The sequence below is a fragment of the Indioceanicola profundi genome, assembly GCF_003568845.1.
Classification (GTDB): Bacteria; Pseudomonadota; Alphaproteobacteria; order Azospirillales; family Azospirillaceae; genus Indioceanicola; species Indioceanicola profundi.
In genome coordinates this window covers 1,134,297-1,158,267 of the sequence record NZ_CP030126.1, presented here as the reverse complement: position 1 = coordinate 1,158,267, position 23,971 = coordinate 1,134,297, and the positions used below count along the sequence as shown (strand labels likewise).

Annotated in this window: 26 protein-coding genes and 1 tRNA gene; 9 read left to right on the top strand and 18 right to left on the bottom strand. The window is 66.5% G+C overall.

Annotation, left to right across the window (positions count from 1 at the left end; genetic code table 11):
* Nucleotides 1-10: 10 nt before the first annotated feature.
* The 6 genes from flhB to flgB are packed head-to-tail and all read right to left on the bottom strand — an operon-like array spanning nucleotide 11 to nucleotide 3,362.
* Nucleotides 11-1,099: a flagellar biosynthesis protein FlhB gene (gene flhB / locus DOL89_RS05460; RefSeq protein ID WP_119678221.1), complete on the bottom strand. Its 1,089-nt coding sequence runs from the start codon at nucleotides 1,097-1,099 to the stop codon at nucleotides 11-13.
* Between the two features lie 16 nt (nucleotides 1,100-1,115).
* Nucleotides 1,116-1,880, bottom strand: coding sequence for a flagellar biosynthetic protein FliR (gene fliR / locus DOL89_RS05455; protein WP_119678220.1), 765 nt, complete (start codon nucleotides 1,878-1,880; stop codon nucleotides 1,116-1,118).
* 1 nt (nucleotide 1,881) lies between these two features.
* Complete coding sequence (gene fliQ / locus DOL89_RS05450; protein WP_119680271.1) at nucleotides 1,882-2,157, bottom strand: flagellar biosynthesis protein FliQ; 276 nt, start codon at nucleotides 2,155-2,157, stop codon at nucleotides 1,882-1,884.
* Nucleotides 2,158-2,174: 17 nt separating this feature from the next.
* Nucleotides 2,175-2,483, bottom strand: coding sequence for a flagellar hook-basal body complex protein FliE (locus DOL89_RS05445; protein ID WP_119678219.1), 309 nt, complete (start codon nucleotides 2,481-2,483; stop codon nucleotides 2,175-2,177).
* A gap of 32 nt (nucleotides 2,484-2,515) precedes the next feature.
* Entirely contained in the window at nucleotides 2,516-2,932 is a 417-nt protein-coding gene (gene flgC, locus DOL89_RS05440) for a flagellar basal body rod protein FlgC (RefSeq protein ID WP_119678218.1), read from the bottom strand.
* Between the two features lie 22 nt (nucleotides 2,933-2,954).
* On the bottom strand, nucleotides 2,955-3,362 hold the full coding sequence (gene flgB / locus DOL89_RS05435) for a flagellar basal body rod protein FlgB (protein WP_119680270.1): 408 nt from the start codon (nucleotides 3,360-3,362) through the stop codon (nucleotides 2,955-2,957).
* 227 nt (nucleotides 3,363-3,589) lie between these two features.
* On the opposite strand from flgB, the gene DOL89_RS05430 reads away from it, so the two are divergent.
* From DOL89_RS05430 to fliP, 4 genes are read left to right on the top strand one after another with little or no spacing between them, the layout of a single operon-like run.
* The gene (locus DOL89_RS05430) at nucleotides 3,590-3,922 is read left to right on the top strand and encodes an EscU/YscU/HrcU family type III secretion system export apparatus switch protein (protein ID WP_162937346.1); all 333 of its coding nucleotides are present in this window, start codon (nucleotides 3,590-3,592) and stop codon (nucleotides 3,920-3,922) included.
* Nucleotides 3,922-4,263, top strand: coding sequence for a hypothetical protein (locus tag DOL89_RS05425; RefSeq protein ID WP_119678217.1), 342 nt, complete (start codon nucleotides 3,922-3,924; stop codon nucleotides 4,261-4,263). Before DOL89_RS05430 ends, DOL89_RS05425 begins: the two co-directional genes overlap by 1 nt.
* 52 nt (nucleotides 4,264-4,315) lie before the next feature.
* On the top strand, nucleotides 4,316-4,690 hold the full coding sequence (locus tag DOL89_RS05420; protein ID WP_119678216.1) for a flagellar biosynthetic protein FliO: 375 nt from the start codon (nucleotides 4,316-4,318) through the stop codon (nucleotides 4,688-4,690).
* Nucleotides 4,687-5,472: a flagellar type III secretion system pore protein FliP gene (gene fliP, locus DOL89_RS05415; RefSeq protein ID WP_404813480.1), complete on the top strand. Its 786-nt coding sequence runs from the start codon at nucleotides 4,687-4,689 to the stop codon at nucleotides 5,470-5,472. The genes DOL89_RS05420 and fliP overlap by 4 nt, the downstream gene beginning before the upstream one ends.
* A 9-nt stretch (nucleotides 5,473-5,481) precedes the next feature.
* On the opposite strand, the gene DOL89_RS05410 is transcribed toward fliP, so the two are convergent.
* The 8 genes from DOL89_RS05410 to DOL89_RS05375 all read right to left on the bottom strand — a co-directional run bounded on the left by DOL89_RS05410 (nucleotide 5,482) and on the right by DOL89_RS05375 (nucleotide 14,417).
* Entirely contained in the window at nucleotides 5,482-7,053 is a 1,572-nt protein-coding gene (locus tag DOL89_RS05410) for a TRAP transporter large permease (protein WP_119678215.1), read from the bottom strand.
* A gap of 15 nt (nucleotides 7,054-7,068) precedes the next feature.
* Nucleotides 7,069-7,602, bottom strand: a complete 534-nt coding sequence (locus DOL89_RS05405) for a TRAP transporter small permease subunit (RefSeq protein ID WP_119678214.1) — start codon at nucleotides 7,600-7,602, stop codon at nucleotides 7,069-7,071.
* Nucleotides 7,603-7,743: 141 nt separating this feature from the next.
* Nucleotides 7,744-8,319, bottom strand: coding sequence for a GNAT family N-acetyltransferase (locus DOL89_RS05400; RefSeq protein ID WP_225889908.1), 576 nt, complete (start codon nucleotides 8,317-8,319; stop codon nucleotides 7,744-7,746).
* Between the two features lie 99 nt (nucleotides 8,320-8,418).
* Nucleotides 8,419-9,780 (bottom strand): RsmB/NOP family class I SAM-dependent RNA methyltransferase, encoded by a 1,362-nt coding sequence (locus DOL89_RS05395; RefSeq protein WP_119678213.1) that lies wholly within the window; start codon nucleotides 9,778-9,780, stop codon nucleotides 8,419-8,421.
* A gap of 91 nt (nucleotides 9,781-9,871) precedes the next feature.
* Nucleotides 9,872-10,618 carry a TrmH family RNA methyltransferase gene (locus DOL89_RS05390; RefSeq protein ID WP_119678212.1) on the bottom strand — a complete coding sequence of 249 codons (747 nt, stop codon included), beginning with the start codon at nucleotides 10,616-10,618 and terminating at the stop codon, nucleotides 9,872-9,874.
* A gap of 237 nt (nucleotides 10,619-10,855) precedes the next feature.
* The gene (gene guaB, locus DOL89_RS05385; protein WP_119678211.1) at nucleotides 10,856-12,334 is read right to left on the bottom strand and encodes an IMP dehydrogenase; all 1,479 of its coding nucleotides are present in this window, start codon (nucleotides 12,332-12,334) and stop codon (nucleotides 10,856-10,858) included.
* 186 nt (nucleotides 12,335-12,520) lie between these two features.
* Nucleotides 12,521-13,228, bottom strand: coding sequence for an RlmE family RNA methyltransferase (locus tag DOL89_RS05380; RefSeq protein ID WP_119678210.1), 708 nt, complete (start codon nucleotides 13,226-13,228; stop codon nucleotides 12,521-12,523).
* Between the two features lie 124 nt (nucleotides 13,229-13,352).
* Nucleotides 13,353-14,417, bottom strand: a complete 1,065-nt coding sequence (locus DOL89_RS05375; RefSeq protein WP_225889907.1) for a Ppx/GppA phosphatase family protein — start codon at nucleotides 14,415-14,417, stop codon at nucleotides 13,353-13,355.
* A gap of 294 nt (nucleotides 14,418-14,711) precedes the next feature.
* On the opposite strand from DOL89_RS05375, the gene DOL89_RS05370 reads away from it, so the two are divergent.
* Nucleotides 14,712-14,785 (top strand) — tRNA-Gln (locus DOL89_RS05370).
* A 171-nt stretch (nucleotides 14,786-14,956) separates the two neighbouring features.
* Here the strand turns inward: DOL89_RS05370 and DOL89_RS05365 are convergent.
* The 3 genes from DOL89_RS05365 to DOL89_RS05355 all read right to left on the bottom strand — a co-directional run bounded on the left by DOL89_RS05365 (nucleotide 14,957) and on the right by DOL89_RS05355 (nucleotide 17,561).
* Complete coding sequence (locus DOL89_RS05365; protein WP_162937345.1) at nucleotides 14,957-15,247, bottom strand: hypothetical protein; 291 nt, start codon at nucleotides 15,245-15,247, stop codon at nucleotides 14,957-14,959.
* A gap of 278 nt (nucleotides 15,248-15,525) precedes the next feature.
* Nucleotides 15,526-16,551, bottom strand: a complete 1,026-nt coding sequence (locus DOL89_RS05360; protein ID WP_225889906.1) for a Gfo/Idh/MocA family protein — start codon at nucleotides 16,549-16,551, stop codon at nucleotides 15,526-15,528.
* Complete coding sequence (locus DOL89_RS05355; RefSeq protein WP_225889905.1) at nucleotides 16,551-17,561, bottom strand: MDR/zinc-dependent alcohol dehydrogenase-like family protein; 1,011 nt, start codon at nucleotides 17,559-17,561, stop codon at nucleotides 16,551-16,553. Before DOL89_RS05355 ends, DOL89_RS05360 begins: the two co-directional genes overlap by 1 nt.
* Nucleotides 17,562-17,892: 331 nt before the next feature.
* Here DOL89_RS05355 and DOL89_RS05350 point away from each other — a divergent pair, with 331 nt between their 5' ends.
* Genes DOL89_RS05350 through DOL89_RS05335 form a run of 4 tightly spaced genes read left to right on the top strand, consistent with a single transcriptional unit; the run spans nucleotide 17,893 to nucleotide 22,214 of the window.
* Complete coding sequence (locus tag DOL89_RS05350; RefSeq protein WP_162937344.1) at nucleotides 17,893-18,648, top strand: alpha/beta hydrolase family esterase; 756 nt, start codon at nucleotides 17,893-17,895, stop codon at nucleotides 18,646-18,648.
* Nucleotides 18,649-18,707: 59 nt separating this feature from the next.
* A complete protein-coding gene (nadE, locus tag DOL89_RS05345) occupies nucleotides 18,708-20,252 on the top strand; it encodes an NAD(+) synthase (RefSeq protein WP_205574647.1) in 1,545 nt (514 codons plus the stop codon).
* Nucleotides 20,253-20,296: 44 nt separating this feature from the next.
* Nucleotides 20,297-20,785: a hypothetical protein gene (locus tag DOL89_RS05340; protein WP_119678206.1), complete on the top strand. Its 489-nt coding sequence runs from the start codon at nucleotides 20,297-20,299 to the stop codon at nucleotides 20,783-20,785.
* A gap of 46 nt (nucleotides 20,786-20,831) precedes the next feature.
* Nucleotides 20,832-22,214 (top strand): cation:proton antiporter, encoded by a 1,383-nt coding sequence (locus DOL89_RS05335; RefSeq protein WP_119678205.1) that lies wholly within the window; start codon nucleotides 20,832-20,834, stop codon nucleotides 22,212-22,214.
* On the opposite strand, the gene DOL89_RS05330 is transcribed toward DOL89_RS05335, so the two are convergent.
* Nucleotides 22,130-23,962: an SLC13 family permease gene (locus DOL89_RS05330; protein WP_225889904.1), complete on the bottom strand. Its 1,833-nt coding sequence runs from the start codon at nucleotides 23,960-23,962 to the stop codon at nucleotides 22,130-22,132. The two genes, DOL89_RS05335 and DOL89_RS05330, sit on opposite strands and share 85 nt — an antisense overlap.
* Between the last annotated feature and the right edge of the window lie 9 nt (nucleotides 23,963-23,971).

Here is a 23,971-nt window from a genome sequence, read left to right as displayed (position 1 = left end):
GATATGTCCGTCAGTCCGGACGGCCGCCCACTGGGCGCTGGCGCAGTTTGAACACGTATGAAATGACCTGCGCCACTGCTTTATAATGCTCCGCCGGGATTTCCTCATCGATTTCCGCCGTGGCATAGAGCGCACGGGCCAACGGGGGGTTCTCCACGATAGGCACGTCGTGCTCCTTGGCGAGCTCGCGGATGCGCAACGCGATATGGTCCTGCCCCATGGCGACGACCTTAGGCGCGGCCATGTTCAGCTGGTCGTACTTCAGGGCGACGGCATAGTGGGTCGGGTTCGTGACCACCACATCCGCCTCCGGCACGGCCGCCATCATGCGGCCCCGGGACCGCTCCATACGCAGTTGGCGGATCTTCGCCTTGATCAGCGGATCGCCCTCCATCTGCTTGAACTCGTCCTTCATCTCCTGCTTGGTCATGCGCATCTGCTTCATGAAGGCGAAGCGCTGGTACGTGTAGTCGGCAAGCGCCAGCACCAGAAGCACCATCACGACGGCGAACATGACCTTCGCCGCGATGCCCATTGCCTCATCCACCAACGCCGTGACAGGTAGGGCGATCAGATGCTCCACCCCACCCCAGAGCGGCAGCAGCACGAAGAAGACGACCGTACCGACAAGGGCCAGCTTCGCCAGCGACTTTCCGAACTCCACCAGGTTCTTGACCGAGAATTTCTGCTTCAGATTGGTCAGTGGATTCAGCCGGCTCAACTTGAAGCTCAGGAAGTTTTCGGTACTGACAAGCCAGCCGACCTGCACGACGGACGCCATCACGCCGGCCAGCAGAAGCAGAAGGAGCGGCGGCAGAAAGCCGATGCCGCTCTTGAACAGCACGTTCAGCAGGATGGGCGCCAATCCCCCCGGGTCCATGGGGATGGTATGGGGGCGTTCAAGAAAGGGCCGGATGCTCTCGGCCATCTGGCCGAACGACCAGGGCAGCACCGTCATCGTCAGCACCAGACTGGCGCCGATGATGAACAGATGGTTGAACTCCTGCGATTTCGGGACCTGCCCCTTCTGTCTGGCGTCGGCCAGCTTCTTCGCAGATGCGTCTTCTGTTTTTGAGGCTTCGTCCTGATCTTCCGCCATCGGCCCGTCCTCCCGTCTAGGGCGTCAGCAACGGAATAAGCTGGGCCTCGAACGCAGCCAGCCAGAACAGCATCAGGGCGGAGAGGCTGAGGCTCAGCAGCAGCGTGCCCAGCATCGTCTGGATCGGCAGGCCGACGAAGAAGACCTGGATGGTCGGAACCAGCCGGGATACTAGCCCGAGCCCCAGATAGAACATCAGCCCGATGACGACGAAGGGTGCGGCCATCTGCATGCCGACCAGAAAGCTCTGCGACACCACCCGGGTCATGTGCTGCGCAACATCGCCCAGCGGCATCCAGACGCCGGGCTGGAACAGCGTGTAGCTGTCCACCACTGCCAGGATCAGCATGTGGTGCAGGTCGGTGGCGAAGATCAGCAACAGGGCCAGAATGCCAAGCAATGCCCCAACGGGCGTGCTGGGGCTGGCCAGGGCGGGATTGAAGGCCTGTGCTGCGGAAAGCCCGAGTTGGGAGGCGATGAAGTGTCCTGCCACCTCGAGCGCCGACATCATCACCCGTGCGATTGTTCCGATGAACAGGCCCACCAGCACCTCGGCCAGGATCAGCGCCACCAGATCGGCCGGCGCCGACGGAGCCGGCGGAAGCTGCGGCGTCACCACCGGCGTTACCAGCAGCGTGGTGGCAAGGCTGAACAGCAGCCGGATGCGAGGATTGACGAACTGCTCCCCCACCGTCGGCATGATGAGGAAGGCGCTGCCCAGGCGGACGAATACCAGCATGAAAGCGAAGGCGGACCCGCCGACGAATGCCGCCAGATCCATGCTATCCGCCCACGCCGATGGCGATGATCTTGTCCATGAGGCCGTCCATCAACCCGCGGAGCTGCGCCAGCATGAAAGGCAGCAGAAAGACGAGCGAGACGAACAGGGCCACGATCTTCGGGATGAAGGTCAGCGTCTGTTCTTGAATCTGGGTGAGTGCCTGGAACAGCGACACGGACAGGCCGATGACCAGCGCGATCATCAGCAGCGGCCCGGATACGATCAGGGAGATGTAAAGCGCTTCGCGCGCCACATCGATTGCTTCGGCGTCGGTCATGCGAACCCGGCTGGCCGTCACATGGGCATGCGAAGGATTTCCTGATACGCGCTGATGACGCGGTCGCGGACGGAAACGACCGCCTGCATCGTTGTCTCCGCGTTCGTGACGGCATTCACCACATCCGTCAGGTCGGCCTTGCCGATGGCGCCTTCCAGCGACTTCTGCTCACCCGTATGCATCACCTCGACCGCCTGCTCCGTAGCGCTCCGCAGCATCTCGCCGAAGGACGGGCCGTCCGCGGCTTCGGACCCGCCGCCCGGCTTGACCGCACGGGAGGCAGCGTTCGCATAGGCCGCCGCGGCATTGGAAAAAGGTATCGCCATGTTCGCTCACTCCTTGTCCGCAGACACGGACATCAGTTCCGCAGCAGATCGACGGTGCGCATGATCATCTGGCGCGTGCTTTCGATCACGTTCAGGTTCGCCTCGTAGCTCCGCTGCGCCTCGCGCATGTCCATGGATTCCACGAGCGTGCTGACATTGGGCATCAGCACATAGCCGTCGGCATCGGCGCTGGGATGTCCGGGATCGTAGCGGCGTTGGAAATCGCTGCGGTCGACATCGATCTTTTTCACCTGCACCGTGTCGAGGCCGAGTTCGCGGTCTAGCGCGTTCTGGAACAGGACCACCTTGCGGCGGTAGGGCAGATCACCCGGCGAAGGCGCGGTCGAGTTGGCGTTCGCCAGATTTTCCGAAATGATGCGCAACCGCGTACCCTGCGCCTTCATGCCGGAGGCGGAGATCGCGAGGCTCTTCATCAGGTCCGTAGACATTCCTTACCCCTCCTCCCGGCGCTTACTGGGTGCCGCTACGGCCAATGGCCGTGCGCAGCATGCCCACCTGCTTGCGGTAGATGTTCAGCAGGGTCTGGTAATCGGCGGCGTTGCGGCCGACCAGCATCATCTGCTCCTCCAGCACCACCGCGTTTCCGGCCGGCGCCGTCTCATAGCTCGTCCGGGTCTTGCCCTCCCGGTAGGCGTCCCCGTCCATCGAGACGGAAAGGTGGCCGGGCTTCTGCCCCGAGAGCGGCAGCCCTTTCGCCTGTCGGAGTTCCCGCTTGAAGTCGAAGGGGACGATGTCGTGGGGCCGGTACTCCGGCGTGTCCGCATTGGCCACGTTCCGGGCAAGAATTTCCTGCCGCTGGTTATGCCAAGCCATTTTATCCGTCATCACCCGGAACAGACCCAGATTTCTCAGGTCCATGGCATTCATCCCCTATGTCCGCCGCCGCTTCAGGCGGAACACCATGCAACGGACGGGCCACCGCCCAGCCTCCACTTGAAATCATACTCCTTCCGCACGGTTAATAAACGGAAAACGGTACTACTGCCGGGGTTTACGGCTGGAGAGGATTTGTTAAGCTGAATTGGACAGCATCGGCGACACCATCTGGCCGAGTTTTCCGCGAAGCGCCCCAGGAACGTTCGAACGTGACCGCCGAAAAACCCATTGAGGAACAGCAGGGCGGCCAGGGGCCGTCCGCGCGGCGGCAGGTCGCCGTGGCGTTGCGCCACGACCCCGCCAATGGCGGCCTTCCTCGCATCGTGGCGACCGGCCGCGGGGCCATGGCGGAACAGATTCTGGAACTGGCCTTCGCCAGCGGAGTGAAGGTGCGCGAGGATGCGGATCTTGCGGAAATCCTGTCCGTGATCGATGTGGACAGCGAGATTCCAGTGGAAGCAATCGCCGCCGTGGCGGAAATCCTTGCCTATCTCTACCGCGCCAATGGCACCGCCCCGTCCGCCAATTCGGAGAGCGCTTGATGAGCAGTGAGACAGCCGCGCCGGGCGGAGCCGAGGATGTTGCCCGCGCCCTGGACAGGCTCCGGCAGGTTCTGGCCAACAGCGCCGATCTGGTCCGCGCTGGCCGGATGGTGGACCTTGCCGGACTGGACCGGGAGGTCCAGCAGACGCTGGAGGCGGTGGTCGCTCTTCCTGCCCCGGAAGCCCGGATGCTCCTGCCTGCCCTTGACATGCTGGTCGAGCAGTTGGACGCCATCGCCGGCGAACTGACCTCCGTTCACGGCGCGGCCCTGCCCCAGCAGGAGACGCCGGAAGCCCGCAAGCGCGCCGCCGCGGCCTACCGCAGGACGGAGGAAACGTGAATCCGGCTCTGACCACTGCCATGACCGGTCCCGCCGCGCCGCGGGGAAGCCGATGAACATCGCCGACTATCTGCGGTTCGTGATGGCCCTGGCCTTTGTGCTTGGGCTGGTGGGCGTGTTCGCCCTGCTTCTACGCCGTTATGGTCCCAGCGCGGGGCTGGCGATCAGCCGGGCGAAGGGCGTTCGCCGCCTTTCCGTGGTCGAAGTGCTTGGCCTTGATGCGCGGCGGCGTCTCGTCCTGGTGCGCCGGGACGGGGTGGAGCATCTGCTGCTGCTGGGCATCGACAAGGACCTTGTGGTGGAATCCGGAATCCCTGCCAAGGCGGCGGAGAGCTTCGACGATGCCTTGGTGCGCGCCGGGCAGGAAACCGCTGCCCCCGACGCCTTGAAATCCGACGCCTCGGCGCGGGGACCTGAACGGCCATGACCATGCTGACCCGCCTCGCCCACGATCTGCCGGCCTCTCTGCGCCGCCTGCTGCCGGCGGCGCTCGTCCTGCTTCTGGCCGGCTTCGCGGTCTGGGCGGGTCCGGCCGCGGCGCAGAGCCTGTCCATCGATCTCGGCGACCAGACCGGCAGCACCACCGGCCGCATCATCCAGTTCGTGGCGCTGCTGACGGTGCTGTCGCTGGCGCCCAGCATCCTGGTGATGATGACCTGCTTCGTGCGGATCACCATCGTGCTGAGCTTCCTGCGCAGCGCCATGGGCACGATGCAGGTGCCGCCGAACCAGGTTCTGGTCAGCCTTGCCCTGTTCCTGACCTTCTTCATCATGGCGCCGGTCCTGCAGCAGAGCTGGCAGAACGGCATCCAGCCGCTGATCAACGAGGACATCGACGAGATGACCGCGTTCTCCCGCGCTGTGGAGCCGTTCCACGGCTTCATGATGACCCATGTGCGGGAGCGGGACCTGGAGCTGTTCATGAACATCTCGAGGACGCCGCCGGTCGCGGACCCGAAGGATGTCCCGCTTCAGGTCGTCATCCCCGCCTTCATGCTGTCGGAGCTGAAGCGGTCCTTCGAGATCGGCTTCCTGATCTTCGTGCCCTTCCTGGTCATCGACATGGTGGTGTCCAGCGTGCTGATGGCCATGGGCATGATGATGCTTCCGCCCACCATGGTTGCCCTGCCTTTCAAGCTGATCTTCTTCGTGCTCGTGGATGGCTGGTATCTGGTGGTGGGCAGCCTGGTGCAGAGCTTCGGCACATAGGCCGGCTGCTCAATCCTCGAACAGATTGTCGAACCGGTCGCCCCAATCCGGCGGCGGCCGGGTTCCCGGCTCGGGCTCCCCGAATAGGTTATCGAAGCTGGTTTCCTCCTCGAAACCTGCTCCGCCAGATGGAGCGGCGGATTCCCGCGGGGCCTGCACAGCGACCGGAACCGTCGCCGTCCGGACGGGCGCTTCGAACAGCCGGTTCGGCAGCCAGAGGGTCGTCTGCGGGACGGCCAGAACCAAGCCGACGGCCAGAAGCTGGATGCCGATGAAGGGCACCGCCCCGCGGTAGATCTGGACCGTGCTGACAAGCTTTCCCGCAACGCCGCGCAGATAGAACAGGGCGAACCCGAAGGGCGGGGTCAGGAAGCTGGTCTGCAGATTGATGCCCATCATCACCCCGAGCCACAGCGGGTCCACCCCCAGCCGGATCAGCACGGGTGCGGTGATCGGCACGACGATGAAGATGATCTCGAACGTATCCAGGAAGAAGCCCAGCACGAACATCAGCAGCATGACCGCGATCAGCGCGCCCCACTTGCCGGCCGGCATGGCCGTGAGCGCGTCGTGCACCAGCTCCTCCCCGCCCAGCCCGCGGAAGACCAGGCTGAAGACCGAGGCCCCGAGCAGGATGACGAACACCATGGAGGAGATGGTGAGCGTGCTGCGCATCACCTCCCGCAGGATCGGGAGGGTGAGCTGCCGCCGCGTCGCCGCCAGCAGCATGGCCCCGACGGCGCCCACGCTGGCGGATTCGGTTGGCGAGGCGATGCCGGTCAGGATCGATCCCAGCACCGCCACGATCAGCAGAAGCGGCGGAACCAGCGAGACCAGCACCTTGCGCGGCAGCGCCGCCCGTGCCGCCGGGTCCAGCGGCAGCGCCGGGCAGCTCTGCGGGTCCAATACCGCCTTCAGCACCACCCAGCCCATATACATCAACGATAGGACCACGCCGGGTATCAGGGCTCCAGCGAAAAGCTGCCCCACGCTGATGGGGGCCGGCGCAAAATTTCCCATGGCGAGTTGCGCCTGCTGGTTAGCGCCCTGGAGCATGTCGCCCATGAAGATCAGCACGGTGGAGGGCGGAATGATCTGCCCCAGCGTGCCCGAGGCACAGATCACGCCCGCTGCCAGCCTGGGGTCGTAGCCGGCCCGCACCATGGCCGGCAGCGACAGCAGCCCCATGGTCACCACCGTGGCCCCAACGATGCCGGTGCTGGCCGCCAGCAGCGTGCCCACCAGCACCACGGAGATGCCGAGCCCGCCGCGCAGGTTCCCGAACAGCTCCCCCATCGTGGTCAGCAGGTCCTCCGCCAGCCGGGACCGTTCCAGCATCACGCCCATGAAGACGAAGAGCGGCACCGCCACCAGCACCTCATTCATCATGGTGCCGAAGTAGCGATTGGCGAGGCCTGTGAGCAGGGCGGGATCGAACACGTCCAGCCATTGGCCCAGCAGGGCGAAGATCAATCCCGTCCCGGCCAGGGTGAAGGCGACCGGATATCCCAGCAGCACCGCCCCGATGGTGCCGAGGAACATGAGGATGGCGAGAATTTCACCGATCAGAGCCGGGTCCATGATGCGCGCCCGCCCCTAATGCCCGGCTGCGGGGGCGTGGCTTTCATCGCCCGCCAGGAACAGCACGCGCCGCGCGATCAGGGCCAGCCCCTGCAGCCCGACCAGCCCGCAGAACACCCAGATCAGGGTCTTCATCAGATAGGCGCCCGGCAGCCCGCCGGTCTGGCCCGACGCCTCCCGGATATGCCAGCTCGACAGGATGAACGGTCCGCTCATCCAGGCCAGCACCACCAGCCAGGGCAGCAGGAAAACCACCGTTCCGACGATATCCAGCCATGCCTGGCGGCGCGGGCCTGCACGGCCATACAGCACGTCCACGCGCACATGGCCGCCATGGATGAAGGTATAGCCGGCCCCCAGCATGAACACGGCCGCGTGCTGCCAGACATAGAGGTCCTGAAGCCAGATATAGCCGCTGCCGAATCCGTAGCGCAGCACCACAACGGCGAAGCAGACCAGAACGGTTCCAAGCGTCAGCCAGGCGGCAGCGCGCCCGATCCACTCATTCAGCCCGTCCACCACGGCGATGAAGCCGCGCAACGCACCCATCCGGCGTCCTCCCGTCCAAACCTTGGGTCCGGCAGAACGGACCGGCCGCCACTATGGCGCAAGGCCAGGACGCGCGCCAGACGGGTGCCGCTGCGTCATGCCTATGGGGCATGCAGATCAAGGACGATGGATGCCCGCCACTCACCAGACCCGCGGGCCGGCGCCACAGCGGGAGAGCGGAACCAGATCCTCCCACCCATAGGCGACCTCGGTGAGGCGGGCTCCGGCGAAGCTGATCGGCTGTTCGGCCAGGAGCTGACCGCCCATCCGTTCATAGAACCAGCGGGAGGGATTCTCCCGCAGCACCCAGACCACGGCGGACCGCATGCCTTCCTTCAGCAGCTCCTGCGCCATGCTTCCCAGCATGTAACGCCCCCAACCCGCGCCATGGACATGGTCGGCCAGATAGATGGCGTAGAACTCACCCGCATAGCCATGGATCGAGGTGCGTTGCGGCCCGCAGGAGGCGAAACCGACAGGGATGCCCTCTGCCGTCAAGCCGATAAGGGTGCGCCGCCCGCCCTCCCGTTCACCCAGCAGCCGCCGCCAGCGCGCAGTGTAGGCCGGAACCGACAGACGCACCAGGAAGTCGTCAGGAAGGATGCCGGCATAGGTGGATCGCCAGCTTTCCACATGAACGGAGGCAATGCCGCCCGCATCCGCGGGCGTGGCTTGCCGGATATATGCCCCCGCGGGGCCCATGACATCTCCGCCCATGGCCGTTCTCCCTGGTCCGGGGCGGCGGGCCCGCAGACCCGCCGCATTCAGAATGCCAGGGAACGGTACTGTGGGCGAGTGGCCTTCGGCAGTGCCGGGTCACTCCGCCGCAGCATCCTCATCCGCCTCAACCACCTCCTCCTTGCGCACCATCACGGCGGCAAAGAAGCCGTCCGTGTCGTGCCGGGCGGGGGTGAGGCGCAGATGATCGCCGCTGGCCGGCACAGGCCCCAGCCGCTCCGGCCAGGCCTTCTCCATCGGCAGAAGCTCGAAATCCGGATGTCCGGCCAGGAACGCCTCCACCTGCCGCTCATTCTCCTCCGGCAGAAGGGAGCAGGTGGCATAGACCAGCCGTCCGCCGGGCCGCGTCAGCCGGGCCGCGCTGTCCAGGATATTGGCCTGGAGCGGCAGGATTTCCTCGAACCCCGGCCCCAGCGTACGCCAGCGGCTGTCCGGATTGCGCCGCCAGGTGCCGGTCCCGGTGCAGGGCGCATCCACCACCACCCGGTCGAACTTGCGCTTGTGCCGCTTCACCCAGGGGTCCCGCTCGCTGGAGAGGCCGCGGGTCTCGATATTGTGCAGGCCGGCCCGGCGGAACCGCTCCTTCGCCCGCTCCAGGCGGTTCGCCAGCACGTCGGTCGCCATGACCCGGCCGCGATTGTCCATCATCGCAGCCATGGCCAGAGTCTTGCCCCCGGCACCAGCGCAGAAATCCACGACCTGCATGCCGGGCTGCGCATCGGCGATCAGGGAAACGAGCTGGGACCCCTCATCCTGGATTTCGAACCAGCCCTCCTTGAAGGCCGGCAAGGTGGCGACCGGGAAGCGGGAGCGCAAGCGCACGCCCCAGGGCGACAGTGAGGTCGGCGCTGCCTTCAGCCCGGCATCCGTCAGCGCCTGGATCACCTGTTCGCGCGTTGCCTTGACCGGGTTCACGCGCAGATCCAGCGGCGCCTCCCCCAGCATCGCCGACATCTCGGTAACGAATCTTTCGCCGAAGGTGGCGCGCAGCGGCTCCTCCGCCCATTCCGGCACCTCGGCGCGCACGCGCTCCGGCTGCTGCGGATGGTCGACGGTGTGGTTGTCGAGGTCGCGCAGCAGCTTCCGCTCCGCATCGGTCAGCGGGGCAGGCCCGAACTTCACGGAATTGAACAGGCCCGACACGCTGTCCGCCCGCCGCCCCTGGATCAGTAGCGCCTCGGCCAGCAGCAGCGCGCGGGAATCGGCATCCGTCTTCACCGCACTCTTCGGCAGCCCGTCCACCCGCTCCAGCCACCAGTGCAGCCGCGCCCAGTGGCGGATCACGGAGTAGACCAGGGAGGAGACCTCCTGCCGATCCTTGGACCCGATGAAGCGGCGGTTCTTGAAGTAGAAGCTGGTGACGGCATCGGCCGGACGCGCCGTGGCCTCGATCTCGGACAGCAGCTCGACGGCCGCCTGGAAGCGCGCAGCAGGGGTCATGGACGGATACTCACTTCGGGCGATGCGGAAAAAAGCAGGGGTTTAACAGATGAGCGGCGCGGGAGGCAGACGAATAATCTGAACCTGCGTCTCAACGACGGCTGTACCAGGAGAACAGCGCGATGCTGGCGGCCACCGTGGCGTTCAGGCTTTCGACGCTGCCGGTAGTCGGGATGGTCAGGCGGCGGGCAGAAAGATTTGCCGGCACGCCCTGCCCCTCCTCCCCCAATATCAGGCGCAGGTCGGAGGGCCAGTCCAGCCGGGACAGATCCTCGCCGCCAGCATCCAATGCGAAGACCGGCCCGGCGATGTCGCCCAGCTCCGCGAAGCGGGGGCCGCGCGCCAGTTCCAACTCGAAGAGGGCGTTGCTGGCGGCACGGGTCGCCCGCGGATGGAACGGGTTCGCCGCCTCCTCCAGCAGGACCACCCGGCTCGCGCCGAAGCTGGCGGCGCTGCGCAGCAGGGCCCCGAGATTGCTGGGATCGGACAGGGCGCAGACCAGCTCCAGCCCCTTCGGGGCGGCGGACAGGTTTGCTGAAGGCATTTCCGGCACCGTGCCCACCAGCAGCGGCGCGTGTGTGCCGGACACATCCAGCTCCCGGAACAGCGGTTTCGCCAGCAGCACCGGCTGGACGTTGGCCGGCAGGCTCCAGCCCTCGATCCTTGCCGGATCGTCCGTCAGCAGCTCCCCGAACCGCTCCGGCCAGCGCGCCAGGGCCTCCGGCACCGTCTTCAGCCCCGCCAGCAGGAACCGCCGCGCCTTGCGGATGCCGCGACCCTCCAGCAGGGAAAGCCAAGTGCGGTAGCGCGGGTTCTGGGGGGAGTCGATCTGGAGCATGAATAACCCTTGCCGGCTGGAGCAGCCGTGCCCCTACGACAAGCTCGGGGTGAGGCCGCCCATAAACCTGCGCAACTCGCGAAATGGCTTCTCCCTGAGCTTGGCAAACGGCGATGCCACGCTCCGAACCATCCGCCTATGACAAAATTTCCCGTAGGTCGGTCACGCGCAAGCGTGGCCGACACTTACCGGGCGCTGTCGGCCGCGCCTGGGCGCGACCGACCTACGCATCGATCCTCAGCCCGGCCGGTAATTCGGTGACTCGTTGGTGATGGTGATGTCGTGCACATGGCTTTCGCGCAGGCCGGCATTGGTGATCCGCACGAACTCCGTCTTCTCGTGCATGTCCTTGATCGTGCCGCAGCCGGTATAACCCATGGCCGCGCGCAGCCCGCCGATGAGCTGGTGGACCACGGCGTTGATCGGCCCCTTGTAGGGCACACGGCCTTCCACGCCTTCCGGCACCAGCTTCAGCGTGTTGGTCACTTCCGCCTGGAAGTAGCGGTCGGCGGAGCCGCGGGCCATGGCGCCGACGCTGCCCATGCCGCGGTAGGATTTGTAGCTGCGGCCCTGGTACAGGATTACCTCGCCCGGGCTTTCATCCGTGCCGGCGAACAGGCTGCCCAGCATGGCGACATCGGCGCCGGCGGCAATGGCCTTGGCGAGGTCGCCGGAATATTTGATGCCGCCGTCGGCGATCACCGGCACGCCATGGCGCCGGCACTCCTCCACCACGTCCAGCACGGCGGTGAGCTGCGGCACGCCGACGCCGGCCACGATGCGGGTGGTGCAGATGGAGCCAGGGCCGATGCCCACCTTCACCGCATCCGCCCCGGCGTCGATCAGGCTCTTCGCCGCCGCTGCCGTGGCGACGTTGCCCGCCACGATCTGGGTGTAGTTGCTGAGCTTGCGGGCGGCGCCGACGGCGTCCGCCACCTTGCGGCTGTGCCCGTGCGCGGTGTCGACCACCAGCACATCCACGCCCGCATCGAACAGCGCCTCCGCCCGCGCCAGCCCGTCCGGACCGGTGCCGGTGGCCGCGGCGGCGCGCAGCCGGCCCTTGTCGTCCTTGCAGGCGTTGGGGTGGAGTTGGGCCTTCTCGATGTCCTTCACCGTGATCAGGCCGACGCAGCGGTAATCGTCGTCCACCACCAGCAGCTTCTCGATCCGGTGGGTGTGCAGCAGCCGCTTGGCCTCCACCCGATCGACGCCCTCGCGGACGGTGATCAGGTTCTCCCGCGTCATCAGCTCGGACACGGGCTGATGGGGGTTGGTGGCGAAGCGGACGTCGCGGTTGGTGAGAATGCCTACCAGCTTGCCGGCCGCATCCGTCACCGGAATGCCGGAGATGCGGTGATGGGCCATGAGTTGCAGCGCGTCGGCCAGGGTGTTGTCGGGCTGGATGGTGATGGGGTTCACCACCATGCCGCTCTCGAACCGCTTCACCTTGCGGACTTCCTCCGCCTGGCGCTCGATATCCATGTTGCGGTGGATGACGCCCATGCCGCCGGCCTGGGCCATGGCAATGGCCAGGGCCGATTCCGTCACCGTGTCCATGGCGGCGGACATCAGCGGAATGCCAAGCTCAATGTTTTTGGTCAGGCGAGTGCGGGTGTCGACCTCGGCCGGCATGACGCTCGACTCCGCCGGGACCAGCAGGACATCGTCGAAGGTCAGGGCTTCGCGGATACGGTCGCTTCGGGCGGGCAGCGTCATGAACCTTCTCTCCCCGGCGGGATCGCGCTCCACGATGCCGCCGCACGTCGAATAGGGCTATGGGCCGCGGCCCCGCAGGGCACTCACGCCCAACAGCTGCCAACGTCCCGGATCACAAGGTTCGCCGCACTATACACACGGGCGGCGGGAAGTGAAGACACCAGATATGGGGGGAAGGGTTGCGGTTTACGCCTTGTCCGCCGCCTGCTCCCCACCGCGGAAACCGATGGCGACGATATAGCTCTCGGCGCTGTCCGCGCGGCTGGCGGCCGGCTTGGCATTACGCACCGTGGCGAAGTTGCGCTTCAGCGCGTCGGACAGTTCCTTCTCGGCCCCGCCCTTGAACAGCTTGCAGATGAAGACCCCGCCGGGCGCCAGCACCTCCTCCGCATAGGCATAGGCCGCCTCCGCCAAGCCCATGATACGCAGATGGTCTGTCGGCGGATGGCCGGTGGTGTTGGCAGCCATGTCGGACATGACGATGTCCGCCTCGCCGCCCAGCAGCTCCTTCAGCCGGTCCGGCGCGTCCGGGGCCAGAAAATCCATCTGGATGATGGTGGCGCCCGGAACCGGCTCCACCTCCAGCAGGTCGATGCCGATGACCTTCGCCGCCCCCTTCTCCACCGCCACCTGGGCCCAGCCGCCGGGCGCGGCGCCCAGGTCGACCACGCGCTGACCGCGCTTCAGGAACCCGAACTTCTCATCGAGTTGAAGCAGCTTGAACGCCGCCCGGCTGCGATAGCCGCGCTTCTTGGCCTCGGCCACATAGGGATCGTTCAACTGCCGCTCAAGCCAGCGGGCGGAGGAGACCGAGCGGCGCTTGGCGGTCTTCACCCGGACGGCGGTCTGGCGGCCGGTCGGGACCGTGCCACTGCCGGAGGATTTCTTATTCATGGGACTTCTGCTTGATCCGGTGCGGGCGGAGGGCTTTTAACTGGCTCTGCCATATCGGCGGAGACGCGCCCAAAGGCAAGCACTGACGCGGCATGCCCGTCCCGCGCCGCCGGGCCGCTCAGTCTCAATCCCGATGGCGGGCGGACGCGGCGAGATCGAACAGGATACCCTCACGTACCCCGCGGTCCGCGATGCGGAGTTGCGACACCGGCCAGAGGTCCCAGATCGCTTCCAGCACGGCGCAGCCGGCAATGACCAGATCGGCCCGGTCGCGTCCGACACAGGCATATTCGGCCCGACCCAGATAATCGAGCTCCAACAGCTTGCGGCTGATATCCCGGGCGTCTGTGCGCGGCAGCCAGGTCCCATCCACCTTGGACCGGTCGTAGCGCTGCAACCCGATGCGGATGCCGGCCAAGGTCGTGACGGTTCCGGACGCTCCCAGCATCTGGACCCGCCCGGCGCGCACCATGTCCGAGATGTGATTGCGTTGCTCGAACGGCGCGATCGCCGCGGCGACCCGGCCGACCATGGCCTGATAATCGGCCTGGGTGACCCGGTCGCCGCCATGCAGCTCAGTCAGGTTCACCACGCCCAGCGGGATGGAGACCTGGTCGATCAGTTTAGGCCGCCCCCGCTGGATGCGAATCCACATCAGCTCGGTGGAGCCGCCGCCGATATCGAAGACGATGGCGTGCTGCAGGAACGGATTCAGCAGCGGCGCGCAGCCGTTCAACGCCAGCCGCGCCTCCTCCCGGGTGGAAATGATCTCCAGATCCAGCCCGGCCTCGCTCTGGACCCGCTCAAGGAACTCCCGGCAATTCCCCGCCCGCCGGCAGGCTTCGGTCGCCACGGCGCGCGCCAGTGTGACACCGCGCCGATCCATCTTTGACCGGCAGACCTTCAGGGCGGAAACCGTGCGCCCCATGGCTTCATCGGAAAGATGATCGCTGCGCGTCAGCCCTTCGCCGAGCCGCACGACGCGGGAGAAAGCATCGATGATCCTGAATCCGTCGCGCTGGGGCCTTGCGATCAGCAGGCGGCAGTTGTTGGTCCCCAGGTCGAGCGCCGCCAGTACGGGCGCGCGTCGGCGCCAGGGCGCTTCCCCTGGCTCGGACTGCCAGCCGCCGCACGCGCTCGACTCAGCGCTCTGGGGCTGGAACGACTCTGATGCGACCGCCGCGTCCACTTGTCCTCCGCCGGGGCGGACTCGCCGCCCCATTCACCGGATCGCCGCAGGCATGCAGCCATGCCTATCCCTCATGGTAGCGCATGGCCCGCCATGTGCAAGGACCCCGGCCGCCAAACTGCGGCACCGCGCCGGTTCATGACAAAAAAATTTCTGAACAGAAGGGGTTCACAAGCCTGAAACCCTGTGCTAGAAGCCCGCCCCACACGATGACCGACGGCAAACGGCGCGGCCAACACCGCACCAGCCGGAACCGAGCCCAAGCGGCGGAGTTTTGACAGTCATCGACCCGGTTGGGGGATCGTCTAACGGTAGGACAGCGGACTCTGACTCCGCCAGTCTAGGTTCGAATCCTAGTCCCCCAGCCAATCTCTTCCTGGATAGCTTATACATCGGATCAGAGTCGGCACGGCGCGGCTCGGCAGGCGCGCACCGATTTGGTGCCATGGCACCATGTGGACCCATGGCTGCCCATTGTTGCTCGTTTGGTTTCTGCCTTTATCAATCCCGACTCACGCGTCCGGTTTGTCAGACCGCTTTTATCGGGAGTTGGCGTTGCCCATCTGCGCGACATGCTCTGCCAGATGGCAGTCGAGATGATCCACGATGGCTGCGGCCTCTGCCCGCTCAGACCTGGAATCCGCTTTGAACAGCAACTCCACCGCCCGCTCGCAGGCCAAGCGGTCACGAATCGGGTCTGCAACGGTCGGGATCAGCTTCCTGATGGATTCAGGGAGGATGGATTGTATGCTCTGGTGGATGTCGGGCTGGGGTGACGAGACCCCGGCGACGCCTGCACCAAACACGACGACGCCGAGCCAGCTCAGCATCGATCGTATCTGCCGTCTCAAGCCGCCGCGCGCCATCCCGCCCCTCACAGGCCGAATCCGCGGCCAAACCGGAACTATAGCAGAACAACACAGCGCAACGACAGTACCCACAGGCGATTTCCTGCGGTTCCAAGTCGTTTCCATCTTCACGAGTCAAGAGGTTGGAACACTCAATCGCTCGATGACCGCTCCCAGGAATGTGCCCCGTCCAACAGCAGTTACGGCGCAGGCGGAAGCGTCGCCTGCGCCGTAACTCAGATCACATCTACATCGTCGAATCACCGTCCGTAGATACGGTCCAACACGGCGGAGACCTCCACCAGCCGATCAGCCTCCGGATCGAAGCGGTCGCCCGATGCCAGCCGCCGCGCCCATTCCGCTGCCGCGCGGCCGCCCCAGGCATCCGGCGGGCTCGCCAGCGTCTCACGCGACGTGCCCCGATACCGCTCCGCCACGAAGTCGTAGAAGGAACCGTCCACGTTCCGCAACGCCGCCCCGCCCTGGGTGCCGTAGAAGGCGGCAGAGATCATGGCATCGCAGCCGGCCTGGAGCCGCCAGGAGCAGGCCACCTGGACCGCAGTCCCCGTCTCCAACCCGATGGTCGCAACGGCAAAATCCTCCACCCGGTCCGGGCTGGGTCCCAGCGGCTCACCGCCGGAGAACAGCTTTCCGGATACGTCGGTGACCTTGGGGAAGCTGAGAGTCCAGAGGGCCAGATCGACCAGATGGACCCCGAGATCCATCACGCAGCCGCCGCCCGACAGTGCCGGATCGTAGAACCACTGCTTGTCCGGGCCATAGGCGTTGTGGAAGACGAGGTCGACGGCATAGATGCGTCCCAGATCCCCCCGCTGCACGATCTCGCGGATGTGCCGCATCCCATCCGTGGCGCGGTAGGAGAGATCGACGCCCAGCAGCCTGTCGGCCCGGCGCGCGGCATCCACCACGGCCTTGGCCTCCGCCGCCGTGCGCCCCAGCGGCTTCTGGCAGAACACGGCGACGCCACGTTCCAGGGCGCGGATGGACTGCTCGGCATGCATCGCGCTCGGCGTGGCGATCACCACCCCGTCGACGCCGGCGTCGAGCAATCCGTCCAGGTCCGCAACCAGCTCCGCCCCCGGCGCCAGCTTCTGCGCTTCGGCAGCCATTTCCGGCGAAGGATCGGCGATGGCCGCGGCCTCCACGGCGCCCGTCTCCAGCATGGCCTGCATGCGGTGCCGACCGATCCAGCCCACGCCGAGGAAGCCGATACGCGGACGGTCGGTTGCCGCCGCTCGCGGCGTGTCGGTCATGAGTTCGCTCATCAGGGCGTCACCAGTGCTTTGAGGAAGCCGTCCGGCCGGTCGCGGGTGGCGTTCAACGCTTCGTCCAGCCGGTCCAGGCTGTAGGAGTGGGTATAAAGGCTACTGGGGTCGAGCCGGCCCGAGGCCACGGCCTCCACCGCTTGGCGGATGCCGTCGATATAGGTTTTGGGATCGCGCTCATGGGCATTGATCACGTCGATCCCGCGCCAGTTCCAGAGCCACATATTGACCTGCCGCGGCCCGTCCTGGTGGTAGCCGGCGACGATCAGCCGGCCGCGCTCCCTGGTCAGCTCCGCCGCGAGGTCGAGGGGCCATTGCTTGCCCACCGCCTCGATCACCCGGTCGCAGAACACGCCGCCGGTGAGGTCCTTCACCTGCGCGATGATGGCGTTGTGATCCTCCATCGGGATCACCTCCGCAGCCCCCATACGCCGGGCCACGTCCAGAGAGAAGGGGCGGCGGGAAATGGCGATCACCCGCGCCCCGGCATCGGTGCAGAGCCTGGTGAGGATGGCGCCTAGGAAGCCGATCCCGATGATCGCGACGGTCTGCCCCGCCTCGATCCCGCTGCGGCGGAAGATGTTCATGGCACAGCCCAGCGGCTCGCCCGGGAAGGGCTGGCCCTTCAGCGAGTCCGGCAGGCGGACCACCGCATCCGCGTCGGCGATGTCGTATTCGGCATAGGCATGGTAGGACAGGGCCGCGACGCGGTCCCCCACGGCCAGCCCTTGGACACCGTCGCCCACGGCGTCCACAACGCCCCAGCCCTCATGGCCCAGCCCGCCGGGCTCGGTCGGGAACTGCATCCATTCCGGCCCCTCCCACGGGGTCAGGTTGGAAGCGCAGACGCCGCATCCCTCCAGGCGCACACGCACCTGTCCGGGACCCGGCTCGGGAAGCCCGACCTGCCGGACGGCCATCTGCCCCGGACCGGTAACGACCGCGGCCCGCATGGTTCCGGTGTTGGCGGCCTCACCGTCCATGACGGCGGCGCTCACTCCATCACTCATCAACTCGTCCCACTTCATTGAGGTGCACGACACCCTTTAGGAAGGCAGAAGCAGAGTTGTTGTTCACGCGCTCCTAATCGGTAACGCCTCTTGGCCGTTGCACTGCACCACCGTCCGGCACTGCATCGGGTGCGGTAACGCCCCGAACCTCCCTGCCCCGTCGCATCAGGAACGCTTTCCGGGCAAGGGCTATTGAGTCCGGCGGTGACACCAATTCCGGGCAGCCATGACCATCCGGGCAGTCGCGATGCTTCTCCTTCTGCTGCTTGCGCTTCCTGCGGCGGCACGGGCCCCACCATGCCCGACCGCGGTACCGCCAGAGGAGGGAACCGTGATCCGCACCATGTTGGACGGCGTGGAGCGGGAAGCTATCCTGGCGGCCGCGGGCGGAACCCCGGCGGAGGGCGAGCGGCGGAAGGTTGTCTTCGCCTTTCATGGCCGCACCAATGCGGCCGAGCAGGTACGGCGCTATTACGACCTGGAAGAGGCGGCGAAGGAGCCGACGCTGTTCATTTATCCCCAGGCGCTGACGCAGGCGGATGGCACTTTCTCCTGGTCCGATCCCGGCGACAGCGCTGGCAACCTGCGTGACATCGCCCTCTTCGACCGCCTGCTGGACGAGGTTGGGCGGACCTACTGCATCGATTCCGACCGTGTCTTCGTCACCGGCCATTCGCTGGGGGCGTCCTTCGCCGCCACGCTGGCCTGCGTGCGCGGTGACCGCATCCGCGGCGTTGCCGTGGTCGGCGGCGGCATCCAGCCCACCGCCTGCGCCGGCGAGGTGGCGGCCATGGTCATCCACAATCCGAAGGATGAGTTGGTGCCGGTCAGCGAGGGGCGGCGCGCCCTGTCCAGCTTCCTGGCCCAGAACGGCCTCGAACCGAAATCCGCCCGCCCGGCCCCGGATTACGGCATGAATTGCCGCCAGCTCGGCCCGCCCGACACGCCTATGCCTGTCCTATGGTGCCCGCACGGGCAGGACCATGCCTATGGAGGCCGGTTCTACCCCCACAACTGGCCCGATGCCGCCGGCCCCGCCATCATGTCCTTCTTCGCCGGTCTGGAGCAGACGGCGGTGGAGCGTTAGGGCAGCAGCGCCCGCCGTGCCGTTTTCCCATTCCGGTCCGTTGTGGTGGGAAGAATGCGATGACGGGCAAGAAAACCATGACGAACCTTCGCGAGGAAATCCTGGACCTCAGCCGCCAAGCCCGGCTGGCCCCCCTCTCCCCTTGGTTCATGGCCGAGCTGGACCGGCAGATCGAGCGTGGGCTGTATCTGGATGGAGAGGCACTGGAGCAGGTCACCGACAAGTTGACCGCCGATCTGGCAGCGTACCGGGATCAGACTGGCGCATCGACCGCCGTGCTGGGAATGTCCGGCGGCGTGGACAGCGCGCTGACGGCGGCGCTGCTGAAACGGGCCGGCTGGCGGGTGGTCGGCCACACCCTCCCCATCGACCAGAACCCGGAGGAGACGGAGCGCGGGGTCGAGGCCTGCAGCGCCCTGGACATCGAACACAGGCATCTGGACCTGACGGACCAATACCGCGCCATGGTCACGGCGCTGGGCGGGCTGGATGAACGCATGACCTCGGGAGATGACGAGGGCGTACGCATCCGCCGGGGCAACATCCGCGCACGCCTGCGCATGGTCACCCTGTACGATCAGGCGCACCGCTATGGCGGGCTGGTCGTCAGCACCGACAACCTTTCGGAACTCGCCGCCGGCTTCTGGACCCTTCATGGCGACGTCGGCGACCTCGCTCCCGTGCAGTCCCTGCTGAAGAGCTGGGAGGTGCCGTGGATGGCCCGCGCCGTGGGCGTGCCGGAGCGGACCTGGCGCGCCATGCCCACCGACGGTCTGGGCATTACCGGCGGCGGGGATGAGGCGCAGATCGGCTCCAGCTATCTGGAATGGGACTTGATGGTCTTCGCCATCCTCCAGGCCGTGTTCGAGAATCCGGGAGCCGGACCCGAAGAACTGCCGGACTTGCTTGGGTTCAAGGGGGACGACCATGCCGCCGGTGTGCTGCAAACCGCGCTGAAGCGGCTGGGGCGTACTTGGTTCAAACGGCTGAGCCCTGTCCGGCTGGACCATCCCAAGGGCGATCGATTTGGCCCGCTGGATGCGCTGGATGTGCGTCTGTTCCGCCCGGCGGTGCTGCGCCAGAATGAACAGCCGGTGGGTTTCCCGGCCGACCTGCATCATATGGCCCAGCGTCTGGTCACCGCCCTTCAGAGACGCGGGGACAAGCTGGTGACGGCGGAATCCTGCACCGCCGGCCTGATTGGCGCCAGTCTTGCCGCTTGCTCCGGCGCATCGGACGTGTTCGCCGGCGGTTATGCCACCTACCGCATGGACATGAAGACGGCCGCTCTCGGCGTTCCCGCGGAACTGCTGAAGGAGAAGACGCCTTATCATCCGGAGGTCGCCATCAGCATGGCGACGGGCGCTCTGGAACGCACCGGCCCGGCCACAATTGCCATCGCCGTGACCGGCGTTGCCGGGCCCGGCCCCGACTGCGGCAAGCCTCAGGGGCTGGTCTACATCGCCGTGGCCCGGCGCGGACAGGAACCGATCGTGGAGGAGCATCGCTTCACCGGCCCGCCGCAGGAAGTGCTCTCCAAGACCATCCGGACCAGCCTGACCATGGCATTCCGGCAGTTCTGCGAGGCCGATGGAACCTCGTGAGCGCCGAGCACTGTTCCAGTCAAAACAGATCGGAGGAAACAGCCATGGCCAGCCGCGCAGGCGTACTTTGCGTACTCATTCCGCTACTTGCCGGATCGCTCCTGGCCTCGACGGGCCATGCAGCGCCGTCCACCTGTCCCGAAGCGGTGGCGGATCTGGCGGAGCGTTACGGCATCGTCCCTTCGACGCCCGCCGGCATGGGGGAGCGGGACCCGGAGATTTCGGCCGGCGATCTCCAGCGCTCCGGCGGCGTGATCGCGCCGCCCTCGACGGGTGAGACCCCGGTGATCGAGCCGGAGGCGACACCATCCATGCCGACGGCGCCGCCCATGACGGGCAGCGGTTCCAGCGTGCCGGGAGGCGGTATGACCGGGCAGGACCAGACCGCGGTAGCGCACCAGGCGGAATCGCTTCTCGGCTCGGCCCTCGCCGCTGCCGAGCAGGGCGACGAGGCCCAATGCGCCGCAAGGCTGGAGGAGGCCCGTGCCGTCCTGGGAAGTCCCATGCCGGGGACGGTGACGCCGCGCCAATAGGCAATAATTGCCCCGCCCCCGCGAATCCGGTGCTGAAGAAGACTGAATGGACCCCTATATCCTCGTACTCGTCGGGGCGGGGCTGCTGATCCTGCTGGTGGCATGGCTTCCCATGCTGCTGCGCGAGCTGCCGCTGTCATTGCCGATCTTCTGCGTCGGTATCGGCTATCTGCTCTTCGCTTATGTCTTTCCCGCGGATCAACCGCATCCTATGCGCTACCCCCATGTGACGGAGCGCATGACGGAGCTGCTGGTCATCGTGGCCCTGATGGGCAGCGGGCTGAAACTGGACCGGCCTCTGGGCTGGCGAAGCTGGACGATCACCTGGCGGCTGCTGGGCATAGCCATGCCGATCAGCATCGCCGCCATGGCGGCGATAGGCTGGTCTTTCCTTGGATTGTCGATCGGGGCCGCGGTCCTGCTCGGCGCAGCCCTGGCCCCGACGGACCCTGTTCTCGCCTCGGACGTCCAGGTCGGTCCGCCGGGGACTGGCAGGGAGGATGAAGTCCGCTTCAGCCTCACGTCGGAGGCCGGGCTGAATGACGGCCTGGCCTTCCCCTTCACCAATCTGGCCCTGGCTCTGGCGCTCTATGCCGGGACCGCCACGCCGGAGGATGGGCCGCCCGGCGCCGCGGTGGGGCAACCCTGGTTCCTGCATTGGCTGGCGGTGGACGTGGCCTGGAAGCTGGCGGCGGGCATCGTGATCGGCTGGGTCATCGGGCGGGTTCTGGGATACCTGACCTTCCACCTTCCGAACCGGGCCAGGCTGTCGGCGACGGGCGACGGATTCCTGGCCTTGGCCATGACGCTTCTGTCCTACGGGCTGACGGAGCTTGCGCACGGCTACGGCTTCCTGGCCGTGTTCATCACGGCGCTCGCCTTCCGGCGGGCGGAGCGCAACAACCGCTACCATGCCCGTCTGCATGAGTTCGCCGAGCAGTTGGAGCGGCTGTTCATGATGCTCGTCCTGCTGCTGTTCGGCGGCGCCGTCGCGCATGGCCTGCTGGCCCCCCTCACCTGGTGGGGCGTGCTGGCCGGGATGCTGATCCTGTTCGTGGTCCGGCCGATCGCAACCTGGATATCCTTCATCGGGCTGAACCGGCCCTTCCCTGAAAACATCGTCATCGGGTTCTTCGGCATCCGAGGCGTCGGGTCGATGTACTACCTGGCCTACGCCTTCAACGAGGCCGATTGGGGCGGGCAGGAAGCACCGCTCTGGGCGCTGGTGGGTTTCGTCATCCTGGTTTCAATCGTCCTGCACGGGATCACCGTCACGCCCACCATGCGCCTGATGGACCGCTACAGCCGCCGCGTCGATCCCGAACCGCTGACGGCGAAGCAGTCTCAGGACAAAGGCCATGTCCAGGCGATCAGCGGCACCGCCACGGCAAGCACGGTCAGCGACACCGGCAACCCCAGCCGCCAGTAATCTCCGAAGCGGTATCCGGCCGGGCTCATCACCAGCGTGTTCGACTGATGGCCGATAGGGGTTAGGAAGTCGCAGGACGCCCCCACGGCCACTGCCATCAGGAACGGATCGGGATTGAGGCCGAGCTGGCCGGCCAACCCGACCCCGATGGGGGCCATGACCAGAACGGTCGCCGCGTTGTTCAGCACCGGCGTCACCAGCATGGTTGCGCCAAGGATGAGGGCCAGCGCCCCCACCGGCGGCAATGCCCGCATTCCTTCTGCCAGCGCTCCGGCCAGCAGCTCCGTCCCGCCGGTAGTCTGCAGGGCCTCGCTGACCGGGATCAGGGCGGCGAGAAGGATCAGCACAGGCCATTCCACGGCCCCATACGCTTCCTTCAGAGGCAGCGTCCCGCTGACGACCAGCGCCACCACCGCCGCCAGGAAGGTAACGCTGACCGGCAGCAGCCCGGTCGTAGCCACGATGACCGCTGCGCCCGTCACCGCCGCGGGAAGCCAGAGATGGCGGGGCTGGCCGAGGCGCAGATTCCGTTCCGCAAGCGGAAGAAGCCCCAGGGTGGAGAGGGTTTCCGGCATCCCCTCCAGCCGGCCTTGCAGCACAAGCTTGTCGCCGGCGCTGATCTTGGACCGGTTCAGACGAGAAATTTCCGTCCGGTCGCGCCGCCCGATGGCCAGCAGATTCACCCCATGCCGACGGCGAAGCTGAAGCTGCGCCGGCGAGCTGCCGATGATCGGGGAGCTGTCGGTGACCACGGCCTCCATCACGCCATAGCCGCCGCCGGATGGGTCGGCGGCAATCTCCTCCCCGCCGACCAGGGCGAGTTCCGCGGCATCGGCCACGCGCTTCACCACGCTGGGATCACCCTCCAGCAGCAGAATGTCGTCGGACAGGATGATCCAGTGCCCATGCGGCACATATTCCCGCATCCGGTCCCGGATGATGGTCGAAACGGTCAGGTCGCCTTCCCCTTCCTCCTCCAGATCGGCCACGGTGCGACCGACGAAAGGGCTGGTCGGCGGCACGCGCACCTCCGTCGTGTAGTCCTCGATCCGGAACGTGTCCTCCGGCGCGCCTCGGCCGCGCCGGTCGGTGGGGATCAGCCGCCAGCCGAAGGTGATGATGACCAGACCGGCCAGCGTTACTCCGATGCCCACCGGCGCGAAGTCGAAGATGCCGAACCCTTCTCCAAGCATGTCCCTCCGGACGCCGGAGATCAGCAGGTTCGGCGGCGTCCCGATCAGGGTGATGAGCCCGCCCAGAAGGGAGGCGAAGGACAGCGGCATCAGCAGGGCGGCCGGGCTCCGCCCCGTCCGCTGTGCGACGCGCAAGGCTACGGGCAGAAAGACCGCGAGCGCCCCGACATTGTTCATGAAGCCGGACAGCAGCGCCACCATGCCGGCCAGCACGAACACCTGGACGTCAGGATGGGTCAGCCGCGGCAGCAGCGGCTTGAGCGCCATGTCCAGGAATCCCGAGGATCGGATGGCGGCGCTCAGCACCAGCACGGCCGCCACGGTCACCACCGCCGGGTCAGAGAAGCCAGCGAAGGCTTCGTCCGCCGGTACAACCCCCAGAACGACCGATGACAGCAGCGCCACGAGGGCCACCACATCGAACCGCCAGCGGTTCCAGATGAACAGGCCCAGGGTTCCCCCCAGGATGATGAAGACGATTGTCTGATCCGCTGTCACCGCCACCTGCAGCCTGCATTCCGTCACCCGACGCCCCATCGGCGGCGGGCTTGCCATGAACTAACG